Origin of the sequence: Acinetobacter johnsonii ANC 3681 (assembly GCF_000368805.1) — a bacterium.
Taxonomy (GTDB): Bacteria; Pseudomonadota; Gammaproteobacteria; order Pseudomonadales; family Moraxellaceae; genus Acinetobacter; species Acinetobacter johnsonii.
Window position 1 is genome coordinate 185,438 of record NZ_KB849709.1, and the last position, 22,740, is coordinate 208,177.

Consider the following 22,740-nt stretch of genomic DNA (forward strand, 5'->3'; position numbering starts at 1 on the left):
TCTATAAGTGAATTCCCTGCCGATACCTCAGTTAACGATACTTGCCATACACTTTCCACGTATTGTTATCTGCTAAGGGGTCGTTATAGCTATCACTGCGCTGTTTACGTGGTTTGTCTCGTGCATCGACCAGTTCAAAGTGTGCTTCGGTACTTAACACGATACCATTTACATAAAATCGGGTACGGGTATATTCACTCTGTCCGTGTTGAAAGACATAGGTTCTGAGATCAATAAACTCACGATGTGCAACCAAAGCGGCATTATCATCGCTGTCCACCCAAGCGCGCATAGCCTGTACCTGTTCTGGTTCAAATTGTCCGCATTTTTCAATTAAGCTCGCAATGCCGCGAAAACTTTTAGACTCTTTGGCGCGGGTTTTATTAATCCGAATACGATCGACATGAAAATAAAACAGCGGTAAGTTCAAATGACTAGGTAAATGAATCGCATCCAACACCTCGTCTTCCATAAAGGGTTGGAACAAGTCTTGCGCCCGCTCAATTAAACCCGTCCACTGGTGGTAGTAGTCCTCGACTTCCAATTTCGTTCCATAGTAGATAGGCAAGCCTTCAACATTGGCTAGATTTTGTGGTGGCCAAATATTTTGACGCAATAAGGCAATATCACTTTTTAAACTTTGTACCGCAATGGCGTCTTGCATAGATATTCTCTATTTTATTGCTTAGGCTATTTTTAGATTAAGGCAAAGGTTTAGTTTCTGCAAGGCTTTGCCTATAATGCAGTCTGAGTTATTTATGTATTTTAGGACAAGTTCATGGTTCAGAAGATTGAAGCAACAGATGTAACCGAAGAAGAAGCGTTGAATGCTGCTTTTTTTGAACGTGCAGATGAATTTATTAAGCAAGCCAACGATTTTTGTCGCACTGAAAAAGGTTCACAAGTGAAACCTGCTGAAATACGTGGCCAAGTGAGTGCTGCGATGTTGTTTGGTACAGCACGCTTTAACACGTGGGTGGCAGCCAACAACTTTAAAGATGGCGATGAAATGCGTGATGCCAAAGAACAAGTGATGTCTTATATTTTGCAACAGTTCCAAATGATGCTTGAAGACAACTATGACGAATATTGTGAACAGTTTGAGAACTACCTTCGTTTCCGTCATAACGAAGAATTTCATGCCAACAAGCATGACCACAAACACGATCACTGATCAATCCAAGCCTGCCTCGTGCAGGCTTTTTTCATTTCGTCGTATTTGAAAAGAAATACAATGTTGCAACACATCAATTTACAGTAAGGTAATCGCTAAGGAAAATGACTTAGGGAAGAATATGCAGCATTTGGACTTTGCACTCATCGATCCACACATCCATCAATGGGACCCATATAGCACGCCACATGCAGCGGCTTTGGCAGTCAAATTATTGGGTAAGCATCCTAAGCTTTTGGATAAGATGGTTCGTTTGGTGAAACCTAAAGATCTGATTGAAACCATCGGTCTAACCCGTCATATCACACGTCCTTATTTGCCCCAAGACTATAAACTCGATACTGGCCCATACACAGTAGAACAAGTGGTACATGTTGAAGCCAGTTGGCATCACAGCAAAGGCAAAGGTGTGGTTGAGGAAACTCAGTTTATCGAGTCTTTAGCTTTTGGAGCGGATACCGTCAAATTGGGTGGCATCGTCGCAACAGCTGACCCGCGTGATCGTAACTTTAAAAAGATCCTAAAATTACACCATAAAGCTTCCCCACACTTTCGTGGTATTCGTAAAATGGCGTCTTTTCATGAAGACAAAGAAATCCATGCGTGGGCAGATGAACCACACTTATACCGTGATAAAAAATTTCTCAAAGGCTTCGAAGTACTGTCCCAATACAACTTGAGTTTTGATGCTTGGGTTTATTCTACGCAGCTCGAAGATGTGATTTATCTGGCCAAGCAGTTCCCTGAAACTTCCATTGTGCTCGATCATTTGGGTACACCCGCAGGTTTATTTGGCCCAATTGGTACAAATACAGGGATGACACAGACGGCACGGGAAAATATTTTCTTCCGTTGGAAAGATGACTTAGCAGAACTCGCCAGTTGTCCAAATGTCTATACCAAAATGTCAGGGCTCTTCATGCCTGTATTAGGACATCGCTTTCATAAAGAAGGTCGACTGGCGTCTAAACAAGAAGTGTTTGACCTTGCACATCCCATGATTACACATACCCTCGCCTGTTTTGGCACCTATCGGGTGATGTTTGCCTCTAACTTTCCAATGGATTCGGTCAGTACATCATTGGTGAATATTATCGATGCTTTTAGTGATGTTGTCGCAGCCTATGACCCTGATGCTTTAGAGCGCGTATTCCATCACAATGCCAAACAGTTTTATCGGCTTTAATTAAAAAAATAAGAAAGCTGATTCATAAGACTTATAACAAAGAACCCCTCAATTTTGAGGGGTTTTTTTTAGGTGGGAACTAAAATCTTTACTTTTTCAACGCTGGCTGCGCTTTGCCATATTGGTCAGCCATCACTTCAACCAACTGATCCAGCTTAATATACTTCTGAATCACCGCATCAACATCGGCTTTACTGATTTTGGCCAATGCTAAATCACGCTGCTCACGATCCAATAAAGTACGATTACGCTTCATTTGAGGAATCAACATACGATGGATATTGCGACTATCTTCAAGTGCAGTCACACGCTTTTTCAAAATATCAGCCTTAGCAGCTTCCACTTCCTGTTCAGTAACGCCTTTTACCAGTAACTCATTCAACACTTTATACACCGCCTGAGACACTTGAGCCGATTTGCCTGCGCTATAGTTTGCATCAATCGTTAGCGCTCCTGACTCCGTCCAGTCATCCAACGAAATGCTACTGCCGAAACCATAGACCAAGGCATTCTTTTCACGTAGCTCTTGCGCCAAACGAGAAGATAATTGCGACTCACCTAAAATGTGCTCGAGTACCTGTAAAGCAGGCGCATCTGGGTGGTATGTGCCCACGGGGAACGTCATAATGCTCTGATAGCTACCAAACTCACGCTGCTCTGACAGTGCATGTACACGCTGCGCTTTATATGCAGTAAAGTCAGAAGTAATTCGCTGATAAGGCGCTGCCGAATTCCAGTTTGCAAAAGCCTGATTTAAAGTCTTTTTCATCTTTTTCGTATCAATCACGCCCGTTACCGAAATTTGTGCATGATTCATCGCAAAAAACTGCTGATACAGCTGTTTAACCTGAGCTTGTGTTGCGGCCTGATACTGCTTCTTGACATATTCAGGCTCGAAGTGATGTCGAATATCCCCAATTGGATAAGTTTCAAGTAACCGAGCAATGGTTAAAGCCGCTACAGTTTCAGGCTCAGTATACGGTCGATCTAGACTTGCTAAGCTTTGTGACCTAATCAAATCAAACTGGCTTTGTTCAAAAGTTGGATTTTTAAGTACATCGATCACGAAGTTAAAAAATTCATCAAACTTTTCTTTCTTCGCCACGATTGAAATATTGATGCCGTTACCATTACTTGCTGCACTTGCACCACCACCAGCATCGATCGAGTGATCGGCAATATCTTGCAAACTATATTGAGTTGACGCTCTGAGCAATAAATAAGAGGTAAGATCTAACAACTCTGCTTTATTAAACAAACTTTCTGCAGTACCAAAATCAATCGAAATGGTGGCATAAGTCTTATCATCACGCGTGGTACTTGGGTACAGCGCATATTGCATGCCATTTTTTAACTTACCACGCTGAATTTGTTTTTCAGCACTTTCTAAATACTGCTTTGAACTTTTTACATATCCAGCCACTTCTGCCTTATACGCACTGACATCTTTCAATGGTTCTTCAGCCACGGCTTGTTGGTCTAAAGTTTTTGCTGGGGTCGCTGCTGCCGCTTGTTCAAGTGCTTTTTTCTGATCTTCTGGGGTCGGTAAAATAGTGCCTGAAATACGATGCTCGGGTACTAAAAAGTCATCTAAACGTTGGTTCACATCAGTAACGCTGAGCTGTTGTAACTGTTGCTGATCTTTAAAGTATTGTGTCCAATCACCATTGGCAGAAACCACGTAGTCACTGAGCATACCACCGACTGCCGTTGCGCTGCTGAACATGCTTTCTTGGGCATTTTTAATCATGCTCTTCACACGGTTGAGCTCAATCTCGTTGAAGCTTGGTGTCTTTTCTACTCCAGCAACCAAAGCCGACTCGACTTTTTTCACATCATGGTTGGGTGCATAAACTGCGCCCATAAACACCATATTAAAATCTTGGTCTAACCATGTGGTCGACTGAACAGCTGTCGCCGTTCCCGTTTCTACAATGCTTTGGTACAAATGTCCACTGGGTTGCATGGTGTATAAATACGGTGACACCGCCAGCGCAGTCTTAATGTTCTCGTTTTTACCATTCAGGTAGATATTATATTTGGCGAAATTACTGCCTTTTTTCACCACAAACTGGCGATCTTTAATCTTACTGGCATCTAAGACAGGCACTTTAACTTTCGCAGGCACAGCGCGCGTTTTAATCGCACTAAACTTTTCATCAATCTGCTTCAGTACAGCTGCTTGGTCAAACTTACCTGAAATGACAAATACCGCATTATTCGGTGCATACCAGTCACGATAAAACTTATTCAGTTCAGCCATTTTGATTGACTGTAACTCATTTAGATCACCAATCGGTAAACGCCCTAAATATTGATTACCATAAGCAGACTTCCACATCTGATCCATGAGTACCGAAAAAGGCTGATCCATACGGACTTCACGCTCGCGCTTTACAATCGCGATTTCAGACGGTACATATTTTTCTTGGAGCACCAAGCCGTCCATACGCTCAGCTTCAAGATGAATCAGCTCATTAATCGCATTTTGTTCAGGACGAACCACATTAATATATTTGGTTGAATAATAGTCCGTGCTGGCATTATTCATTAAACCGTACTGATCTAAACGGCGCTGAAACTCGTCCCCTGGAACATTTTTAGTTCCCTTGAACGCTAAATGTTCCAGTAGGTGCGCCAAACCGCCCTTACCTTTGGGATCGTTCAATGAACCAGTCAAATAGACCATATTCATATACACTTTATTTTCTTTATCGTTTGGCGCAAGAATAATACGTAAACCGTTATCTAATTTATATTCTTCAATTTTCTGTTCCGATTTTACCAATACGGGTTGTGCCCATACTGTGCCCCCAAAGCCAAGTAGCAATACCGACAAACTCAATGTTTTAAAACGCATTAACATTATTTTTCCAAATAATTCGACAAAATATGAATGATTCTCAACATCATAGAGGAAAGTGAAATTATTTTTATAGTAATTTGGTGAAAAATAGCATTTTAATCAATGCTTATTTTTCACCAGTAGTTTTAATTTAAGAGAATTACAACTTAATCTAAGTAAAGTTCAGCCGTCATATATAACTTGGCATAGCCTGAGATTTGGATTCGCGTTTCAGACTGAATATCACAGTACAGTAATCCACCACGGCTCGATGCCTGATAGGCAATCAATGAGGTTTTACCCAACTTCTCCGCCCACTGTGGTGCAAGACCTGTATGCATGGAGCCTGTCACAGGGTCTTCATTGATGCCTTTATGCGGTGCGAAATAACGCGCGATATAGTCATAGTCTTGAGACGTTGAGGTCAATGTAACATCCAAGTTTTCAGCAGTAATCGCAGTACTGACTTTATGCTTTTCTGCCAGTTGACGAATTTTATCTAAATTCGGTTTGGCATCCTTAACGGCCTGCTCAGACTCACAGACTAAAATATAAGCCTGAGGGTTTAAATAGACTTCTTTAATTTCACAATCGACCAGTTCATGAATTTCCGCAGGATAGTCTTCTAATTTTTGCGGTGCACGAATTGGAAAATTCATATGAATCTTGCCGTCAACATCTTGATCAATGATAAAAACACCCAAGTCTTTCACATAAAACTGGATACGTTTAGCATCGGTATAATCGCGAAACAGGACGAAACTACTGGCTAAAGTCGCGTGCCCACAAAAGTCCACTTCAACCTGGGGGGTGAACCAACGAATTTCATAGTTTTCAGCATCAATGACTTTCACAAAAGCCGTTTCTGCCAAATTGTTTTCCAAGGCAATATTCTGCATCAAATCTACTGCTAACCATTCATCACGCACAATCACAGCGGCAGGATTACCTTTGAATAATTCAGTTGTAAAGGCATCGACTTGATACATTTTCATCGTTTTTCTCCTAAATTGAAGCTTTATTTTGCAAAAAACTGAGTAAAAAAGTAGATACAGTTTTTAGTCATTTATGGATACACGCCCAATAAAAAGAAGCCTAATCATGAAGATAGGCTTCTTTTCAGTTCATAAGCTATATATTTCTCAGCTTAGACTTCTTTTAAGTCCACATTGTCTTGCTCAAAAATACGCTTATCCGTTTGACCTAAGACTTGGCTGGTCACAACACCTGCTGTCATAGAACCATTCACATTCAAAGCCGTACGCCCCATATCAATTAAAGGCTCAATTGAAATAAGCAGTGCAACCAAAGTCACAGGCAAGCCCAGCATCGGTAGGACAATTAGTGCTGCAAATGTTGCTCCACCACCTACACCCGCCACCCCAATCGAGCTCAAGGTCACGACACAAACCAAAGTCAAAATCCAAAGTGGATCGAGCGGATTAATACCCACTGTCGGTGCAACCATAACGGCCAGCATCGCAGGATAAAGCCCTGCACAGCCGTTTTGCCCAATGGTCGTACCAAATGATGCTGAAAAGCTGGCAATCGATTCAGGTACGCCCAGACGTCGTGTTTGCGCTTCAATATTTAAAGGGATACTGGCAGCACTTGAACGGCTGGTAAATGCAAAGGTCAGCACAGGCCAAACCTTTTTAAAGAACTGAATTGGGTTCACGCCTGTGAGCGCCAAAATCACGGCGTGCACGATAAACATAATCGCCAAGCCAATATAAGACGCAACCAAGAAGCCACCTAAGTTTAAGATGTCCGCCATTTTAGAGTTGGCCACAATATTGGTCATGAGTGCGAACACACCATAAGGCGTGAGCATCATAATTAGACGCACCAACTTCATGACCCACGCTTGCAAGATGTCAATTGCAGACAACAGTTTTTGCCCTTTATCAGCATCCGCTTTCATGAGGTTCAAGCCTGCAATGCCTAAAAACACTGCAAAAATGACTACACTAATAATTGAGGTTGGATGTGCCCCTGTCAGCTCGGCAAAAGGATTGCTCGGAATAAATGACAGAAATAAATCAGGCACTTGCAAGTCAGCGACTTGCCCGACATAGTCAGTTTGAATCGTATTTAAACGTTCAGTTTCTTGTGTCCCTTGTACCAAACCTGCCGCAGTTAAGCCAAACAGATTGGTCACCACCACACCGACAAACGCAGCAATCGCTGTGGTAAATAACAAAGTCCCAATACTGATAAAACTAATTTTACCCAATGAACCCGCATCGTGCAGCTTAATCACAGCGCCTAAAATCGAAACAAATACCAAAGGCATCACCACCATTTGTAGTAGTTTGACATAGCCTTTACCGACCAAATTAAACCACTGTACCGACTCTTGCAGTACAGGAGAATTCGTACCATAAAACCCATGTAAAGCGAGACCAAAAACAATACCGAGACAGAGACCTGCCAGTACCTTCTTCGCTAAACTCCAATCGGTTTTACGGGTTCGGCCCAGTAAAAAAAGCAATGCAATAAAAATGATGACATTGACGATTAAGGGGATATTCATATTGTTTCCCTAAATGATGCTGTCATAATTATAAATCAAAATTTAAACGGGCTTACTATTTTGCGCCATATTCCACGCTGAATGTACAAATTTAGACTGAATTGGCAGTTTTAGAATGTGGTATAAAGCATTTAAACGGCTGTTAAAGTGTTCTTTTATATGAATCAATCTCTGCTTAATCCTCACATTCTGCCCGTCCCTTTAGAAAAAGCATATCGGCTACTCAACCACGGCCCAACCGTGCTGGTTTCCAGTCAAGATGATGAAAGCACCGATGTCATGGCCGCGGCTTGGGCATGCGCCCTAGAGTTTAGCCCAGCCAAAGTGACGGTCGTACTCGATAAATCGACAAAAACCCGCAGTATTATTGAAAAATCGGGTTTGTTTGCGCTGCAAGTCCCTACACTTAAACAGCTGAAAATGGTCTACGCACTGGGCATGATCAGTCAATATGATGCTCCTGAAAAATTACGTCAGTGTGGGGTCGAACTTTTTCAGTTTGGTTACAGCCCAATTCCAGTGGTTGAAGGCTGTAGCGCTTGGATTCTGTGTGAACTCATTCCTGAACCGCATAATCAACAGCAACATGACTTGTTTATTGGCAAAGTCATTGCCGCTTATGCAGATGATCGGGTTTTTAGAGATGGCCATTGGTACTACCATGAAGCCGCAGATGAATGGAAAAGCATCCACCATGTTGCAGGCGGACATTTTTATACCATTGGTAATGCGGTGGATATCAATACACTTAAAGACACAGAGTAAATTGACTTCACCTTTACTCCGCTCGACTAAAGGCGAACATCACCCGATTGTTTTATTGTAAATTTCATCTTATAGTTCAAGTGTATTTTTTAAACAAATAGTCAAATTATGATGAACAGGACGTTCTCAAGCACCGTACAACTGAGTCTCTTTCTCTGCCTGAGTATGTGCTTGGGAATTGGCATCTTACGTTTTTCTTATACCGCTCTACTGCCGTCCACTCGCGAAGCCTATGAATGGTCACACAATTTCGCCAGCCTACTCGGTAGCGCCAATCTGCTGGGTTATCTAATCGGAGCATTTTGGGCGATGAAGTTGCCACAGAATGTAAAAATGCCGATCTATATCATTTTTGCTGCGCTCTTTGGTTCAATCAGCCTGTTTGCCTGTGCATTTGCGCATTTTAACGAAGTTTGGTATTTGGTGTGGCGCATCATTTCAGGTATCGGCGGTGGTTTGCTGATGATTCTATCGCCCAGTATTGTGGCGCAGTGCAGTGAGTTACAGCACCGTTTTAAAATTAATCTCATTGGATTTAGCGGAATAGGAATTGGTGTATTGGCAGCCACGCTGTTTATGCCGTATTTAGACCGTATTGCAATCAGTAATGCATGGTTCATTCTCTGTGGCTTTGCATTTGTCATTACATGGTTATTATGGATACTTGTTCACCCTTTCCAAAAGCAACTGCACAGTATCCCTACAAGCCAGCCCCAGACATATACAGTGAATAAAATTTACTATAGCTTACTCATTGTTTATGCCTGTAGTGCCTTTGCGTATATTCCCCATTCTTTGTTTTGGATTGATTATTTAAGCCATGTGTTAACGCTAAATTTATATTGGATCAATTTTAACTGGATTTTATATGGCTTAGGCAGCGCTTTGGGTGCAGCGACAGCTTATGTTTTAGCGCGTAAATTTGGCAACTTTCTGGCTTTAAAGATTTTATACAGTGTCTATATTGCGGCAGTTTTTATTGCGGTTCTGAGTTTTTCGCCTGTATTTACGCTCATGTCCTCATTTCTCACAGGCCTACTGAACCCTGCGGTGGTCTTTCTCACCTCCTACACCATCTTACAACTCTACGGCTTGGCCTATAAAAAACTGTGGAGTATGGCGACACTCAGCTTTGCAACGGTACAGCTGGTTGGTGGCCTAAGTTTTAGTACCTTGCAGCATTTGGGTTGGTCATATCACTTTCAGTTTATGCTTGCTGCGGGAGTACTCGGTTTAGGAACACTGCAACTATTTTATTTTACTCGTAGGACATCCACCTCCAATCCAACAACTAAAAAAGAGGCCTTTTAAGCCTTCGCATTGAAGAGAATCAAAAAAAATAACCTACTTGCGTTAGTCGGGCGCGTTATAGAGGGTCATCCATGTTAAATACGTAGTGATATTTTTAACTTACCCCTAAATATTACAAACGTAAGGTGTAAGAATAAGAAAAGAGCCTAATTGATATACCATCTATGACCAATACAATGAACGCATTCAAACTTTTATAGCTGTAGATCAAAGCTCTGTTATTTCAATGCATTTAAAGTTAAATATGGATAAGGATTCACAGCTCCTTTCCCAGTCCTATAAATTCCATAGTGCAAATGTGGTGGCGTATTCTTGGCATTGCCCGTGTTCCCGACATAGCCCAATACTTCTCCCACTTCAACCCAATCACCCGTTTGAATATCAGGCGCATAAGCATCTAAATGTGCATAGTAGTGACGGCTTAAGTTTGGTCCCATTACCCACACCACTTGTCCACCTAAACTATTGATGCCGACATCCAAGACAATGCCTGATGTGGCGCTTAATACAGGTGTTCCGCGTTTAGCAAAGATATCAATACCTTGATGTTTTCGTCCCTGACCACGTGCAGCCCCCCAAGTGTCCTGTATATGCTTATGGCTTACACCTTGTACAGGCACATTTAAATTTTTTGCTAAAGGTGTCTTATATAACTGCCAATATAAATATGGATAACTCAGACCTGCTGCTTCACCCGAAACAGGTGGCTGACATCCACTCATCAGCAGACTTGTACTTAAAATAGCTCCACTCAGAACTAAACGAGACATGATTCAACTACTCAGCTAATTTTTAGATATTCAAATAAGATAAAGTTACCTTTTCATACTAAATGCTTCATATATTGAAAGATATCTTATAAATGTAACGACAAAGCCCTCATATAAAATGAGGGCTTTGCTTCAAATAAATCACATAAATTACTTACGTTTCTTCAATTCTTTCTCTAAGGCTTTCAGCTTAGACTGATGCTTAGAAATCTTTTTTAAACGTGCTTTGATCTTCTGTTTTAATGTTTTCACAACATTATTCGACATAGGGTCCTCCTTTGGTTCAACTCCATTTGATCGATACTTCCTTGAAATACCTTTGGCATTCGTTCATGAAATAGCAATACGTCTAGCGTTGTTGCTGATCTGGGTTCGGCTGTTTTTGATTCGGTTGTTTTTGCGGATTTTGCTGTTCTTGTGGCTGGTTCGGCTGTTGCTGTTGTTGCTGTTGATCTTGCTGTTCTTGAGGTTGATTCGGCTGTTGTTGACGTTGTTGCTGATTACTTTGTTGTTGATTAGCCATGAGACTACTCCTTTTTCATCATTTGCCTTAGTTGACAAGTCCCACCTTACAGTAATAGGGAGAAAACCCAAGTCATAAGCTGTATCAAGGTGATTCAATGTAATTACATATATAAATTATGGTTAAGAATCAACTCCCACTTATTCTTCAGCCTTACCTATACTCACTCAAAACACCGATCCCTTAACCTAGCCTTACATTGCAATCATATTTCCACGGCTATTTTCAAGCCAACAAAAGAAAACCCGCAGCATGTGCAGGTTTCTATCATCTTTTAGCTTAAGGCTTATTCCATATTCGCAATAATGGCCTCACCAAACTCTGAACAACGCAATAAGGTCGCATTCGGCATTAATCGCTCAAAATCATAAGTGACTGTTTTCGCTTCGATTGCCCCTGAAATGCCTTTAATAATCAAATCTGCCGCCTCTACCCAGCCCATATCCCGTAGCATCATTTCAGCAGAAAGAATAATGGAGCCTGGGTTGACTTTATCTTGACCGGCATATTTTGGCGCTGTTCCGTGCGTGGCCTCATAAACAGAAATCGCCCCACCAATATTCGCACCCGGCGCGATACCAATCCCTCCGACTTCAGCAGCCAGCGCATCAGAAATATAGTCACCATTCAGGTTTAAAGTCGCAATCACTGAATAGTCCGCAGGACGCATTAAAATCTGTTGCAAAAATGCATCGGCAATCACATCTTTAATGATGATGTCTTTACCATTTTTTGGGTTTTTAATTTTTACCCATGGCCCGCCATCAATGAGCTCACCACCGAAACGGTCCATCGCAAGTTCATAGCCCCACTCTTTAAACGCCCCTTCGGTATATTTCATGATATTGCCTTTGTGAACCAAGGTCACACTCGGCTTATCATTATCAATCGCAAACTGAATCGCTTTACGCACAAGGCGCTGCGTTCCCTCTTTCGATACAGGCTTAATCCCGATACCACAGTTATCTTCAAAGCGGATTTTAGTCACGCCCATTTCTTCTTTGAGGAACTTAATCACTTTCTTTGCTTCAGGAGAGTCGGCTTTCCATTCGATTCCTGCATAAATATCTTCTGAATTTTCACGGAAAATGACCATATCGGTCAGTTCAGGGTGCTGAACAGGTGATGGTACCCCTTCAAACCAACGTACAGGGCGTACACATACGTACAAATCTAATTCTTGGCGTAGCGCCACGTTCAAAGAACGAATGCCCCCACCGACAGGTGTGGTTAAAGGGCCTTTAATTGAAACCACGAACTCGCGTAACGCATCAAAAGTTTCTTCTGGCATATAAGAGCCATAAATTTTATTGGCTTTTTCACCGCAGTAGACTTCCATCCACTCAATCGAGCGTTTACCACCATATGCTTTTTGTACTGCAGCATCTACTACAGTTTTCATGGCTGGTGTAATGTCAACACCAATACCATCGCCTTCAATAAAAGGAATAATCGGTTGATTTGGAACATTTAATGATAAATCTGCGTTTACGGTAATTTTACTACCATCCACAGGAACGATGATCTTCTGATAACCCATTTTGCAGGCGCTCCCTTTTATTATAATTGGCAAATTTAAAAAATAATTGCCGATAGACAATACTTTCCACTCTTCTTATCGCATAATAGCTTAATCGAATTCCGCTGTTTTTGAGATTTATACGAGAAATAACTACATTTCTCTATTAAATAAATCTTGATATTTCTTATTTTATGTAATTACAGAAGTTATTGACTATGAAAATCGTCATCCTGAATAATGCTGATAATATGAGTCTGTATCAATCCGTTACAATCTAATCAAAACCACTTAAACCCTTACAAAACAAAACTTACACTCTATTTTAGTCTTTTTTATTCTATTTTAATCCTCAATAAAAACGGGTATCTTAACGGGTAACATATTTCTATTAACAAGATACCCGTATGCTCACCGATGCAAAAGTCAGAACTTTAAAATCACTAGAAAAATCTTACCGAATACTTGATGCTGAACGTTTATATATTGAAGTGCGCCCGACTGGTAAAAAAATTTGGCGATTCAAATTTGTCTTACATGGAAAAGAAGGGACTATTAGTTTTGGCGAATACCCTGCAGTATCACTTCAGGATGCTCGTAAGCTTAAAGACGAGGCTAAAGCTAAACTTGCTAAAGGCTTGAACCCTGTTGAAGAAAAGAAAAAAGATAGAATTGAAAAAGAATTGGCTGTTAACAATACATTTAAGGCCATTGCTCAAGAATATGTTCAAGAGAGAATGAAGTACAAATCAGAGGACTATATCGGCCGTTTTAATAATTCTATGGAAAAGGATGTCTACAAAGCCATTGGCAATAAGCCAATCAATGACGTTAGCTCTGCAGATATCTTATCCATTATGAAGAACACTGTTCAACGTGTATTAAGTCAAGGGAAGCATGGCACTGGTGAGTCTGCTGCCAACCTTAATCGTAGATTCATTGGTTTAGTTATGCGCTATGCAATTGTGACTTTACGCGCTGATAACGATCCCACCTACGCGGTAAGGGAGGCCATTGAATCCCCTGAGGTAGAACATGCTCGACCACTTGAAAAGCATGAGAAGAATGCACTACGACAAAATATTGATAGTTATGGAGGTTCTACAACCGTTAAGAATGCATGTTTGGCAATGCTTTACTCTATGCTCAGGACTGTTGAAATAAGAAAAATGGAATGGAGTTTTGTAGATTTTGAAGAGAAGATTATCAAATTTCCTAAAGCCTCTAGACGATTAAAGCAAGAACGAATAATGAAGAAAAATCGAGTTCATATCGTTCCCATTTCCAATCAATTACTTAATATTTTGAATGAACAATATGCTTTTACTAAAGATCAAAAATATGTATTCCCTTCCCCGCAAAAAAGAGACTGCATGATCTCTAGAACTACTCTAAACAAAATGCTTACATATATTGGCTTAAATCAAGTAACAGCTCATGACTTTAGGGCTACAGCCTCAACTGAATTAAATGGCCTTGGCTATAATACTGACTGGATTGAAACACAACTAGCCCATGCCGAAGTAAATAAGACCCGCGCTTCATATAACCATGCGAAATATTTGACTGATCGTAGAAAGATGCTTCAGGATTGGGCAAATATTGTAGATAGCTGGAGCACATGAATTATGAAAATATCAGATATAACACCCAACTAACTACCTAATGCACTAGATAAGTAATGAAAGTAAAATCGGTTCTAGTGATTGATTGGGAGTTATTTGGAAAGCTAATCGAAAAAGAAAAAATTAACATATCTCCCTCGGTCTCAAGATGGAGTGCGTTTTATACTGGCTTTGGTGTAAACGATCAAAAAATTGTATATTACGGAATATTTCTCTCATGTGCGCAAACTTTGAAGCGATCAGAAAGAATCGCGCATTCTTGCTAGACCTTCCTGAACCAGATCAATTAGAATTCCCTAAAGACATATTTCCGAACTCCCCCTCACCTTTGATCTTTTCCAATGACGTCAAGATCAAATAGATATCAGTTGATTTTGGAATGATTCTCAAATGGGCAAAAGAAAAAATTTTTGGAAAGTACACATATAATGCCTGGACAGAGATGGTTGCTGAGAAACCCAGTTTTAGAGAAGCTCGGCACAAGTCTCAATTTGGTTTAATCCATTTCGAAACCATCTTTGAACCCCAATACATTAATGGGAAATCGCACTCGAATGATCTGTTTCAAGAAGGAATTTAGTTTAAAAAGTGCTGTGTGATTTTAATATGTATCGAGAACAAGGCTGCATACATCCTGGCCTTGCTTACTAATGTTGAATCGATAGAACGAAATGAAAAGCTACAGCTTGCTGTGAAAGGTGTCAAAGAAAGGTTTAGGTTGACAACAAAAATGTTTAACACTAGAGGGATTGCCAGTTCCTCCTTATTAAAACAACGTGGAAAGGTGCTAAGGTTATTAGAAAATTAGGCCCTAATTTATTGATTTATGTATAATCCTTTAAAAAATTAGGACACAACTCTAAATATGAAAAGCTTTTTAATCTCTGGGGCTTTCGCACTCTCACTATTTTCCACCTTAGCGAATGCGGAATACTATAAAGTTTATATTAAAAGAGACGATAGCAACATCTACATGGATACCCAAGCAAAACTAATTATTAAAACTAAATATTGCTATGAATATATTTATGGAGAGGAAGCTATTTTGATTTACGATAAATATTCATACTCAAATCAGTTAATTTTTAAAAATGGGGAAAAGTGTGACGTTGACTGGATTGCGGTCATTCAATAAATCAGTTTTACCTCCTTTTTCTCAATTCACACACTGCACACAAACTAGGACATGTACCTTTGTCGAAATCGAATATGCTGCACAGCCTGATAGCAGTTGGGTGGCCGCTTTTTGTTTTTCTGGAAGTAGTCGTCTGCTTACACATGGTACGCTTATTAAAAAACCACCCTAAGGTGGTTAAAATATCTAGAAATAATTATTATGAGTTCTATTTTATTATTAGAACTTATTATTCATCAGTAATTTTTTCCTTAGATGGCTCTCTGAAATACTTATAAATTTCATACTCATAATTAACATCATCTAACAAAGTATGTTTGCTGGATTTTTTACTTTGTTTCATAACAATGGATAAAGGAATCTGGTCTTTCTTACTCTCATCAATAGTAATATGTTGTATGAAACCTGCTAACCATAACAGAAACTCATCTTCATTTGAGATTCGAGGAATTAGGGTTAAATCCAACCTTTTAATACCCTCAATTTTATTCTCATCATCAAAAATGGTCGCACAAATTTCATGATCAACTTTTAAATTACTTGAGTGGGTATACTCTCTAACTTTGAGGATTATCAATGTGAAAAGGCCTTTTTGATCCCTTTCAATACCAACCTCTTCCTTAATGTCTTTTATGACTTTTTCAGCCAAAGCTAGATATTGTGGCATGATAATTTCCTTTATATAAATCATACCTAAACTATTATGTGAATACATAATCAATAATTAACTACTCGTTTGTTACGTAAATGAAACTTCCAGTAAATATTGTAAATTCATAATTACACTAAAATTTAACCAGTTTACATATTCTATCCATATTGTGATGTAGTTATATCTTGCAATAAAAAACCACCCGAAGGTGGTTTAACTAAACATCATGGACATCTGTCCAAACTCATAAATGAGTAATGTGAGACCAAATGCTGAGGCTGAAAATACGAGTACTTCTTGCGAGGTCATATCCATCTCCTTCTATTGTTCTATTTAATGCTCTAGTCATTAAGAATGCATTTGACTCTAAATGCAAACAATTATCACAAATTCTAGGGATAGACATGTAAGAGGTTTTATAAAAGTAACTGTGACGTTGATTAAGTGTATAAAGTTGTATAACAACATTTCATAAGAGAGAAAAAACCTCCGCGAATAATAGATATCGAACAGGGTCTTTTATGTCTGATCCATTTAAAAAAATAGAGGCTTAGAACTCTCTTAAGATGGATTGCTTAAAAATTTACGCATCTGTCTATGTCTTCTAGTGAGACCTAGTACCTCTTTGCGCTTAATAATTTCATCTTCAGTAAAAGGCAGATGATTGATAAGCTCCTCAATCGCCATAACACTATTTTCAATTAAGAAAATATCCTGCTCGGTTGTCCAATTTGAGGTTATATGCTTAGATTTTTTAGGCAGTCTTTTCATAAAAAGAAATTATACCTATTCATAAGGACTCTTGACTTTCTTCAAGCACTCTCGGCATACACAAATTTCTTTTTGGTCATTGGTGTAATCAATCTCTCTAGCACCATGAAGGCCAAATATACACATTAATAATCTGATCATCTTATTTCTCCTTTAAGTACTTAAAAGCTATATATCTTAGGCATCTATATTTATATGAATCCCTGTAAGACAGCATTTCGAACAACTTTATCGAAGTTTGAATGAAATGAATTGTCAGTAGTGTGACTCTTTAAAAATAAACAGAAACTTGCTACCGCACCTATGCTCACCAAAGTTAAGAATTTCATCTTTAATTCCATCCATGTAGAACTTTTGATTCAAACATATCACTGTGATTTGTATTTATCTAACCGCCTTATGATGAATTACTGTTCATAATGTAACCACATTATTATTTATGTAATTGAATTTGTTAAACAATGAAACAATTCCTATTAAATTACACTGATTTATTACAACTTATAAATTTAAAGCTTTATGTGCCCATTTCAGAAATTTATCTTTATCGTTGAAATTAGGGACATTCAATAAATTGATATAGGAAACTTCACCAAAGTTTCCTGAGATTTTATTTGATTCAAGAATTGTAAAATCTTCTTCTCGCCCTACATGTACTTCCCGAAAAAACTCCGTAACTTTCCGATCAAGGTTTAGTGAGGTAAACGCCTCTCTTTCAACTAAAAAGTCATAGATCTGGCTAATCACATGTAGTTCAAATTTTCTATTCATTTTTTCCGTTCTCATAATTATTTTAACAATTGGTTCAATTTAAACTAATTTCTTTTACGGATAAAGACAATAAAAAACTTACTATCAGGGACAGTTAAATAGATTTTCGCTTAGTCTTTGCCAGTAAGATCTCTATACGTTGAGTAACTTCCAATAATTTAAGCTCAGCATCACGCCAAAAATAATAGACGTCACCATGTATGACATACATTTGCTTAATGTAGTTTGCTGCTTTTGTCTTGTTTACTTTTTTAGCATTAAAACATGGTTTATCAAGCACTATTACCCTGCCATCTAAATCACCACCGATATAAATATTCATTTCTATTCTTCTTGTTGTAAGTAATGATTAAAATATATCACAACAAAAAAGCGCAATTATTTGAACGCACTTTATCGACTAAGCATCTGATAAAAAATTAAAATTTATACCAATACAATTTAAGTTAAGCTCCTATTAAAAAAGCCCTACATTTCTGTAAGGCTTTTCCCCTTGGTCTTTTGCGCCGAAACAAGGAATCGTTGTTTTTATTTACAACAAAATAATTAAATCATTAATCGAATAAAAAATGAAGAAAAAAAACCTGCAACTTGGGGAAGGTGCAGGTATAAACTGATATTAACTATCATGGAGAACTTAATACCAACTAATATACTTGGTTTATATTGAGACCTCATTCACATTTTATTCCAAATTATCTAGCAACAAAAAAAGCCCATCAAATGATGAGCTTTTTACGGTAATTAAGTGAATTTCCATATGTACGTCCACTATAGCAGAAATATGCCATATACCTTGATCAGGGTCAAGTGAGCATATTCTCAATTTGCACTTCTAGCTTTGCTTTAATACTATTCATCTAAGCACTTCAAATAATTGATCTAATGTCTGAACCTCAGTTTTCTCTCAGTGATTATCTATCAACCGTACAGGAAGTAATTCAAATTACTTTCAATGAGCCTGTATGGGTGAAAGCTGAGATCCGTAATCTAAATATTAAGGGCGGACATTACTATCTTGAGTTAGCTGAAAAGGATGAAAGTACCGACAAAGTTATAGCGAGTTGTAAAGGAACCATCTGGAAATTTACAGCTCAGAAAATGGTGCTTAAGTTTGAAAGGGAAAGCGGTGTAGAGCTTTCAAAAGATTTAAATGTCCTGGTAAAAGTCAGAGCCAAGTTTGATCCACAGTATGGCTTTTCAGTTAATGTTGAAGATATTGATTCAAGCTATACCCTTGGAGACATTGCACGGCGTTATCAACAAATATTAGAAAGACTAACCACTGAAGGTCTGTTAAATAAAAATAAGCTCATTCCTACTCCGTTTGATATTCAGAATGTCCTGGTAATTGCTCCTGAGAATGCGGCAGGTTTAGGTGACTTCAAAAAAGATGCTGATGCTTTAGAAAAATCTGGTGTATGTCATTTCAAATACTATTCAGCCACATTTCAAGGGAACACGGCAGCACAGAGTATCATCACTTCTCTAAGTAATGGTCTGAGACAATGGGCTACCGATTTCAATATCCCACCTGATCTCATTGTGATTATCCGCGGCGGTGGTGCTGTGAACGACCTTGCCTATTTAAATGATTACGAACTGGCAGCATTGTTGGCTCAACGAACTGTTCCGATTTGGGTCGGCATTGGTCACGAGAAAGACCGCACAATACTAGATGAAGTTGCAAACCGTTCATTTGATACACCAAGTAAAGTGATTGGTGGTATTCGTAATCTTATCGCTGAACGGACGCAGGACGTCTTAGATTCATTCCAAACCATAAAGCTCTTATCTCAACATCAAATCACGGCGTACCAAAGTCAAAATGATCAATACATGAGAGTGATTAAGACGCTTGCACATGGGCAAATCAATGAAGCTAATAAAAGCGTAGATTTGCTGCGAAGCACCCTGCATTACTTAGCCCAGCAACAGATCAAACTGGCAACGAATCAAGTCGAATCACTGATGCGTGAAACCTTAATTCAGAATCCAAGAAACGTGATGGCTAAAGGCTACGGAATTGTTCGTAGTGAAGGAAAAGCTATTCGCTCTATTCAACAAATCTCAGGTGATAACATCCAGGTCGAATTACTGGATGGTACCATTCAAGCAAATGTAACGAAGGTATATAGGAATGAGTAAAAAAGAACTCTCTTTCAAGAAAGGTTATGAAGTCCTTAAAAAGAATGCTGAACTATTGGAATCACAGGAAGAGCCCGACATCGACAATTTAATGAAAATCGTTGAAGAGTCTATGGTGGCATACAGAGCCTGTAAAACACGTGTAGATGCAGTTCAACAGGCTTTGAATGAGACATTTAAGGAACAATAAGTTAATAATATGGGAAAATTTGATTTTACTTTTTTGGTCTACATTAGATTAAATAAGGATTTGATCATTAAACAACATTGGATGAATGTGTTCGAATAAGTTTAATTTCGACCATGTTTGCCTTTGGGAGGAGTCTACCATTAAGTTGTAAGATCAAAACCAATCGAGATATTTCCTCGATTTATTAATGCTCGGTTATTGGTGGACCTATTCACTGTACGATAGATTTTAGGTACAGGCTTCTTCATTTGGAATTTATATTATTGAAAAATATTCAAGAAGAAATTTATGCAATAAAGCGACTTCAACTTATACATCTTTGTGTAACAAAGCCATAATAAATATAAAAAATGAATTCTTATTAAACATGTAAGAAAGGTTTACGATGTATTATAAGCATTAATAATGTAAATTACGTTCTGCTTGTGTTTGCTTATTGACAACTTAAGTATTATAAAAAAAATATCAACCTATAATAAAATATAATTGCAATATGAGATATTAAAATTGAGAAATATAATAGATAAATCAATTTCACAATTAGAATACTTGAACTCTTTAAGAGATAAGCTTAACTCAAATTACAATAAGCCCTGTCTATTCTTAGATATAGATGGAACTTTATCTGATTTTCAATTAGATCCTACTAACAGTTATATTCCGACTAAGACTTTAAATATTTTAAGACAAATTATTTCAAATAAAATTCCTGTTATAGCTGTGACAGGACGAGACATTGATTCTGCACGTAAATTATTTGAATCCCTTGATCTTCCAATTGCTGCATTGCATGGATTAGAAATATATCTAGGAAATGAAAAAGAATTACGTACACCAAAGAGTTTCTTAGAAATTTCACATATTTACAAAATTTTAGCTCGAGCATGTATCGCCTATCCAAGTTTACTGATTGAAAACAAGAAATCATCAATTGCGTTGCATTATAGGAAAGCTCCAGAGCTAGAAGATATAGCAAAAAAAATAATATTAGAAGGTCAAAAGGTATTCCCCAACCTAAGATTAATTCAAGGGAAATTCGTTTATGAATTAATACCCGCTCAAGCCAATAAAGGCTTAGCAATCAAGGAAGTTTTAGCTCATTTAAACCAGTATGAGGTTTACACACCAATTTTCATTGGCGATGACGTCACGGACGAAGATGGTTTTTATTTTGTGAATCAGGTGGAAGATGGCATCTCAATCAAAGTCGGTCAAGGGCTTACCCATGCCAAATACCAGCTTAAAGACACAAAGCAAGTACATGATTTTTTGGAATTATTTTTAGAATACATTCGAAACTATGACCACAATGTTAAGGGTAACAACAACTTAGATGGAGAGAAAACATGTCTAAATTAATTATTTTATCGAATCGAGTCAGTATTCCCAATGGGCAAAAAACTACAGCAGGTGGGCTTGCAGTCGCTATACAAGATGCATTAGATGATATTGGTGGTGTATGGCTCGGATGGAATGGCGAACGAGTTCATAAGCAAGAGGAAGTACATTTTAATATTCTTCGGAAGGATAAAGTTGATTATGTCACCTGCCCTTTAACAAATTCTCAATATTCAGATTATTATGCGGGGTTTGCCAACAATTCACTTTGGCCTGCCATGCATTATCGTTCAGACCTGATCGAGTTTAAAACATCAGAATACGAAGGATATCAAAAAGTAAATTATTTATTCGCTCAAAAACTTGCCGAAATTGCAGATCCAGACGATACCATTTGGGTCCATGATTATCATTTTTTAAGTGTGGCGAAATATTGCCGTGAACTCGGTATGCAGAATAAAATTGGATTTTTCCTGCACATTCCTTTTGCACCTTTATTTATCTGGCAAAAAATTCCATGTGCTCAACAATTGATTGAGGATCTATGCCAATACGATGTGGTGGGTCTACAAACAGATAAAGATCAAAAAGTGTGTATGCAAGTATGCACATCTTTATTGAAAGCACAGAAAATTCAACAAACGTTGTTAAGCTACCATCAACGTTTAACCATAATTAAATGCTACCCAATTGGGGTAAATCCAACAGCGATTCAAAAAGCGGCCCAGCAGTTTATTGATGTACAAGACTTCCTTACCCGCCCAGTAGAGCTGAATGCTGCAAAAACCATTATCGGCGTAGATCGGATTGATTATTCAAAAGGTTTACTGGAACGTTTTTTGTCCTATGCAGAGTTCTTAGAGAAATATCCTGAGTATCAGCAGCATATTCAACATTTACAAATTGCTTGCCCATGCCGTTTGGAAGTTCCAGCTTATCAACGTTTATTTGAGCGTTTCAAGATTAAGATCGAGATGATTAATCAGGAATTTGCACAGGAAGATTGGCAACCCGTGGAATGTATTTATGATGCAATGAAACATCATCATTTGATGCAAATCTATCGTCAAGCGGATGTGTGCTGGATCAGTTCAATACGAGATGGGATGAATCTGGTCGCGAAAGAATATATTGCCGCGCAAAATCCATCAAATCCTGGTGTACTTATTCTATCCAAATATGCAGGTGCTGCAGAGCATATGTCAGAAGCACTACTGGTTGATCCTACCGACAAAACGGCAATGGTCGATGTTTTAAAAACAGCACTGGAAATGCCACGACAAGAACGTATTTCACGCTACAAACAACTAATGAAAGGTTTAAAAGATTTTGATATTAATGACTGGCGCAATGCATTTCTTAACGACTTACAGAACAAAACCGCTATGCAAAATTTCAGATTCCTGGGAATGCGTAACGTTAACCCTATTTATCAAAATTTATAGTACTTCGATTTGTAAGGAACTGGCAGTATCCAGATA

21 protein-coding genes and 1 pseudogene are annotated in these 22,740 nt (G+C 38.5%); 10 read left to right on the plus strand and 12 right to left on the minus strand.

Annotated elements, in window-relative coordinates; all coding sequences use genetic code 11:
• Positions 1–31: 31 nt before the first annotated feature.
• Positions 32–664, minus strand: coding sequence for a hypothetical protein (locus tag F946_RS16715; protein ID WP_004984956.1), 633 nt, complete (start codon positions 662–664; stop codon positions 32–34).
• 114 nt (positions 665–778) lie between these two features.
• Here F946_RS16715 and F946_RS16720 point away from each other — a divergent pair, with 114 nt between their 5' ends.
• Positions 779–1,174, plus strand: coding sequence for a DUF3144 domain-containing protein (locus F946_RS16720; protein ID WP_004696747.1), 396 nt, complete (start codon positions 779–781; stop codon positions 1,172–1,174).
• A gap of 121 nt (positions 1,175–1,295) precedes the next feature.
• Positions 1,296–2,360, plus strand: coding sequence for an amidohydrolase family protein (locus tag F946_RS16725; RefSeq protein ID WP_004984959.1), 1,065 nt, complete (start codon positions 1,296–1,298; stop codon positions 2,358–2,360).
• 88 nt (positions 2,361–2,448) lie between these two features.
• Here F946_RS16725 and F946_RS16730 read toward each other — a convergent pair whose 3' ends face one another.
• The 3 genes from F946_RS16730 to F946_RS16740 form a co-directional block, all read right to left on the minus strand.
• On the minus strand, positions 2,449–5,226 hold the full coding sequence (locus tag F946_RS16730; RefSeq protein WP_004984962.1) for a M16 family metallopeptidase: 2,778 nt from the start codon (positions 5,224–5,226) through the stop codon (positions 2,449–2,451).
• 146 nt (positions 5,227–5,372) lie between these two features.
• Complete coding sequence (locus tag F946_RS16735; protein ID WP_004984964.1) at positions 5,373–6,200, minus strand: PhzF family phenazine biosynthesis protein; 828 nt, start codon at positions 6,198–6,200, stop codon at positions 5,373–5,375.
• Positions 6,201–6,352: 152 nt separating this feature from the next.
• A complete protein-coding gene (locus F946_RS16740; protein WP_004984966.1) occupies positions 6,353–7,741 on the minus strand; it encodes an L-cystine transporter in 1,389 nt (462 codons plus the stop codon).
• A gap of 159 nt (positions 7,742–7,900) precedes the next feature.
• On the opposite strand from F946_RS16740, the gene F946_RS16745 reads away from it, so the two are divergent.
• Both F946_RS16745 and F946_RS16750 read left to right on the plus strand, forming a co-directional pair.
• The gene (locus F946_RS16745; protein WP_004984968.1) at positions 7,901–8,506 is read left to right on the plus strand and encodes a flavin reductase family protein; all 606 of its coding nucleotides are present in this window, start codon (positions 7,901–7,903) and stop codon (positions 8,504–8,506) included.
• 108 nt (positions 8,507–8,614) lie between these two features.
• On the plus strand, positions 8,615–9,817 hold the full coding sequence (locus tag F946_RS16750) for a YbfB/YjiJ family MFS transporter (RefSeq protein ID WP_004984970.1): 1,203 nt from the start codon (positions 8,615–8,617) through the stop codon (positions 9,815–9,817).
• Positions 9,818–10,035: 218 nt separating this feature from the next.
• Here F946_RS16750 and F946_RS16755 read toward each other — a convergent pair whose 3' ends face one another.
• The 3 genes from F946_RS16755 to icd form a co-directional block, all read right to left on the minus strand.
• On the minus strand, positions 10,036–10,587 hold the full coding sequence (locus F946_RS16755) for a M23 family metallopeptidase (RefSeq protein WP_004984972.1): 552 nt from the start codon (positions 10,585–10,587) through the stop codon (positions 10,036–10,038).
• Positions 10,588–10,936: 349 nt separating this feature from the next.
• Positions 10,937–11,110 carry a hypothetical protein gene (locus tag F946_RS17320; RefSeq protein ID WP_004984976.1) on the minus strand — a complete coding sequence of 58 codons (174 nt, stop codon included), beginning with the start codon at positions 11,108–11,110 and terminating at the stop codon, positions 10,937–10,939.
• A gap of 286 nt (positions 11,111–11,396) precedes the next feature.
• Entirely contained in the window at positions 11,397–12,650 is a 1,254-nt protein-coding gene (icd, locus tag F946_RS16760) for an NADP-dependent isocitrate dehydrogenase (protein ID WP_004984977.1), read from the minus strand.
• Between the two features lie 386 nt (positions 12,651–13,036).
• Here icd and F946_RS16765 point away from each other — a divergent pair, with 386 nt between their 5' ends.
• Both F946_RS16765 and F946_RS17335 read left to right on the plus strand, forming a co-directional pair.
• Complete coding sequence (locus F946_RS16765) at positions 13,037–14,254, plus strand: tyrosine-type recombinase/integrase (RefSeq protein ID WP_004984978.1); 1,218 nt, start codon at positions 13,037–13,039, stop codon at positions 14,252–14,254.
• A 973-nt stretch (positions 14,255–15,227) separates the two neighbouring features.
• The gene (locus tag F946_RS17335; protein ID WP_212749328.1) at positions 15,228–15,389 is read left to right on the plus strand and encodes a hypothetical protein; all 162 of its coding nucleotides are present in this window, start codon (positions 15,228–15,230) and stop codon (positions 15,387–15,389) included.
• A gap of 229 nt (positions 15,390–15,618) precedes the next feature.
• Here the strand turns inward: F946_RS17335 and F946_RS16785 are convergent, their stop codons facing one another.
• From F946_RS16785 to F946_RS16800, 4 genes are all read right to left on the minus strand, one after another.
• Positions 15,619–16,056 carry a hypothetical protein gene (locus tag F946_RS16785; RefSeq protein WP_004984981.1) on the minus strand — a complete coding sequence of 146 codons (438 nt, stop codon included), beginning with the start codon at positions 16,054–16,056 and terminating at the stop codon, positions 15,619–15,621.
• Positions 16,057–16,602: 546 nt separating this feature from the next.
• Entirely contained in the window at positions 16,603–16,812 is a 210-nt protein-coding gene (locus F946_RS16790) for a hypothetical protein (RefSeq protein WP_004984983.1), read from the minus strand.
• 501 nt (positions 16,813–17,313) lie between these two features.
• A complete protein-coding gene (locus F946_RS16795; RefSeq protein WP_004984984.1) occupies positions 17,314–17,583 on the minus strand; it encodes a hypothetical protein in 270 nt (89 codons plus the stop codon).
• A 94-nt stretch (positions 17,584–17,677) separates the two neighbouring features.
• A complete protein-coding gene (locus F946_RS16800) occupies positions 17,678–17,905 on the minus strand; it encodes a hypothetical protein (RefSeq protein ID WP_004984985.1) in 228 nt (75 codons plus the stop codon).
• 563 nt (positions 17,906–18,468) lie between these two features.
• Between F946_RS16800 and xseA the strand changes: the two genes are divergently transcribed.
• Both xseA and xseB read left to right on the plus strand, forming a co-directional pair.
• Entirely contained in the window at positions 18,469–19,731 is a 1,263-nt protein-coding gene (gene xseA / locus F946_RS16805; protein WP_004984987.1) for an exodeoxyribonuclease VII large subunit, read from the plus strand.
• Positions 19,724–19,921, plus strand: a complete 198-nt coding sequence (xseB, locus tag F946_RS16810) for an exodeoxyribonuclease VII small subunit (RefSeq protein WP_004984989.1) — start codon at positions 19,724–19,726, stop codon at positions 19,919–19,921. Before xseA ends, xseB begins: the two co-directional genes overlap by 8 nt.
• A gap of 104 nt (positions 19,922–20,025) precedes the next feature.
• On the opposite strand, the pseudogene F946_RS17140 reads toward xseB, so the two are convergent.
• Positions 20,026–20,169: pseudogene (locus tag F946_RS17140) on the minus strand (IS5/IS1182 family transposase); the annotation flags it as partial.
• 259 nt (positions 20,170–20,428) lie between these two features.
• Between F946_RS17140 and otsB the strand changes: the two are divergent.
• Positions 20,429–21,280 carry a trehalose-phosphatase gene (otsB, locus tag F946_RS16815; protein ID WP_004984990.1) on the plus strand — a complete coding sequence of 284 codons (852 nt, stop codon included), beginning with the start codon at positions 20,429–20,431 and terminating at the stop codon, positions 21,278–21,280.
• On the plus strand, positions 21,268–22,704 hold the full coding sequence (locus F946_RS16820; RefSeq protein ID WP_004984999.1) for a trehalose-6-phosphate synthase: 1,437 nt from the start codon (positions 21,268–21,270) through the stop codon (positions 22,702–22,704). The genes otsB and F946_RS16820 overlap by 13 nt, the downstream gene beginning before the upstream one ends.
• Positions 22,705–22,740: the final 36 nt, after the last annotated feature.

Coding starts and splice junctions, on each gene's coding strand:
- F946_RS16715 (WP_004984956.1), bottom strand. CDS start 664: ATGCAAGACGCCATTGCGGTACAAAGTTTAAAAAGTGATATTGCCTTA.
- F946_RS16720 (WP_004696747.1), top strand. CDS start 779: ATGGTTCAGAAGATTGAAGCAACAGATGTAACCGAAGAAGAAGCGTTG.
- F946_RS16725 (WP_004984959.1), top strand. CDS start 1,296: ATGCAGCATTTGGACTTTGCACTCATCGATCCACACATCCATCAATGG.
- F946_RS16730 (WP_004984962.1), bottom strand. CDS start 5,226: ATGTTAATGCGTTTTAAAACATTGAGTTTGTCGGTATTGCTACTTGGC.
- F946_RS16735 (WP_004984964.1), bottom strand. CDS start 6,200: ATGAAAATGTATCAAGTCGATGCCTTTACAACTGAATTATTCAAAGGT.
- F946_RS16740 (WP_004984966.1), bottom strand. CDS start 7,741: ATGAATATCCCCTTAATCGTCAATGTCATCATTTTTATTGCATTGCTT.
- F946_RS16745 (WP_004984968.1), top strand. CDS start 7,901: ATGAATCAATCTCTGCTTAATCCTCACATTCTGCCCGTCCCTTTAGAA.
- F946_RS16750 (WP_004984970.1), top strand. CDS start 8,615: ATGATGAACAGGACGTTCTCAAGCACCGTACAACTGAGTCTCTTTCTC.
- F946_RS16755 (WP_004984972.1), bottom strand. CDS start 10,587: ATGTCTCGTTTAGTTCTGAGTGGAGCTATTTTAAGTACAAGTCTGCTG.
- F946_RS17320 (WP_004984976.1), bottom strand. CDS start 11,110: ATGGCTAATCAACAACAAAGTAATCAGCAACAACGTCAACAACAGCCG.
- icd (WP_004984977.1), bottom strand. CDS start 12,650: ATGGGTTATCAGAAGATCATCGTTCCTGTGGATGGTAGTAAAATTACC.
- F946_RS16765 (WP_004984978.1), top strand. CDS start 13,037: ATGCTCACCGATGCAAAAGTCAGAACTTTAAAATCACTAGAAAAATCT.
- F946_RS17335 (WP_212749328.1), top strand. CDS start 15,228: ATGGATACCCAAGCAAAACTAATTATTAAAACTAAATATTGCTATGAA.
- F946_RS16785 (WP_004984981.1), bottom strand. CDS start 16,056: ATGCCACAATATCTAGCTTTGGCTGAAAAAGTCATAAAAGACATTAAG.
- F946_RS16790 (WP_004984983.1), bottom strand. CDS start 16,812: ATGAAAAGACTGCCTAAAAAATCTAAGCATATAACCTCAAATTGGACA.
- F946_RS16795 (WP_004984984.1), bottom strand. CDS start 17,583: ATGAATAGAAAATTTGAACTACATGTGATTAGCCAGATCTATGACTTT.
- F946_RS16800 (WP_004984985.1), bottom strand. CDS start 17,905: ATGAATATTTATATCGGTGGTGATTTAGATGGCAGGGTAATAGTGCTT.
- xseA (WP_004984987.1), top strand. CDS start 18,469: ATGTCTGAACCTCAGTTTTCTCTCAGTGATTATCTATCAACCGTACAG.
- xseB (WP_004984989.1), top strand. CDS start 19,724: ATGAGTAAAAAAGAACTCTCTTTCAAGAAAGGTTATGAAGTCCTTAAA.
- F946_RS16820 (WP_004984999.1), top strand. CDS start 21,268: ATGTCTAAATTAATTATTTTATCGAATCGAGTCAGTATTCCCAATGGG.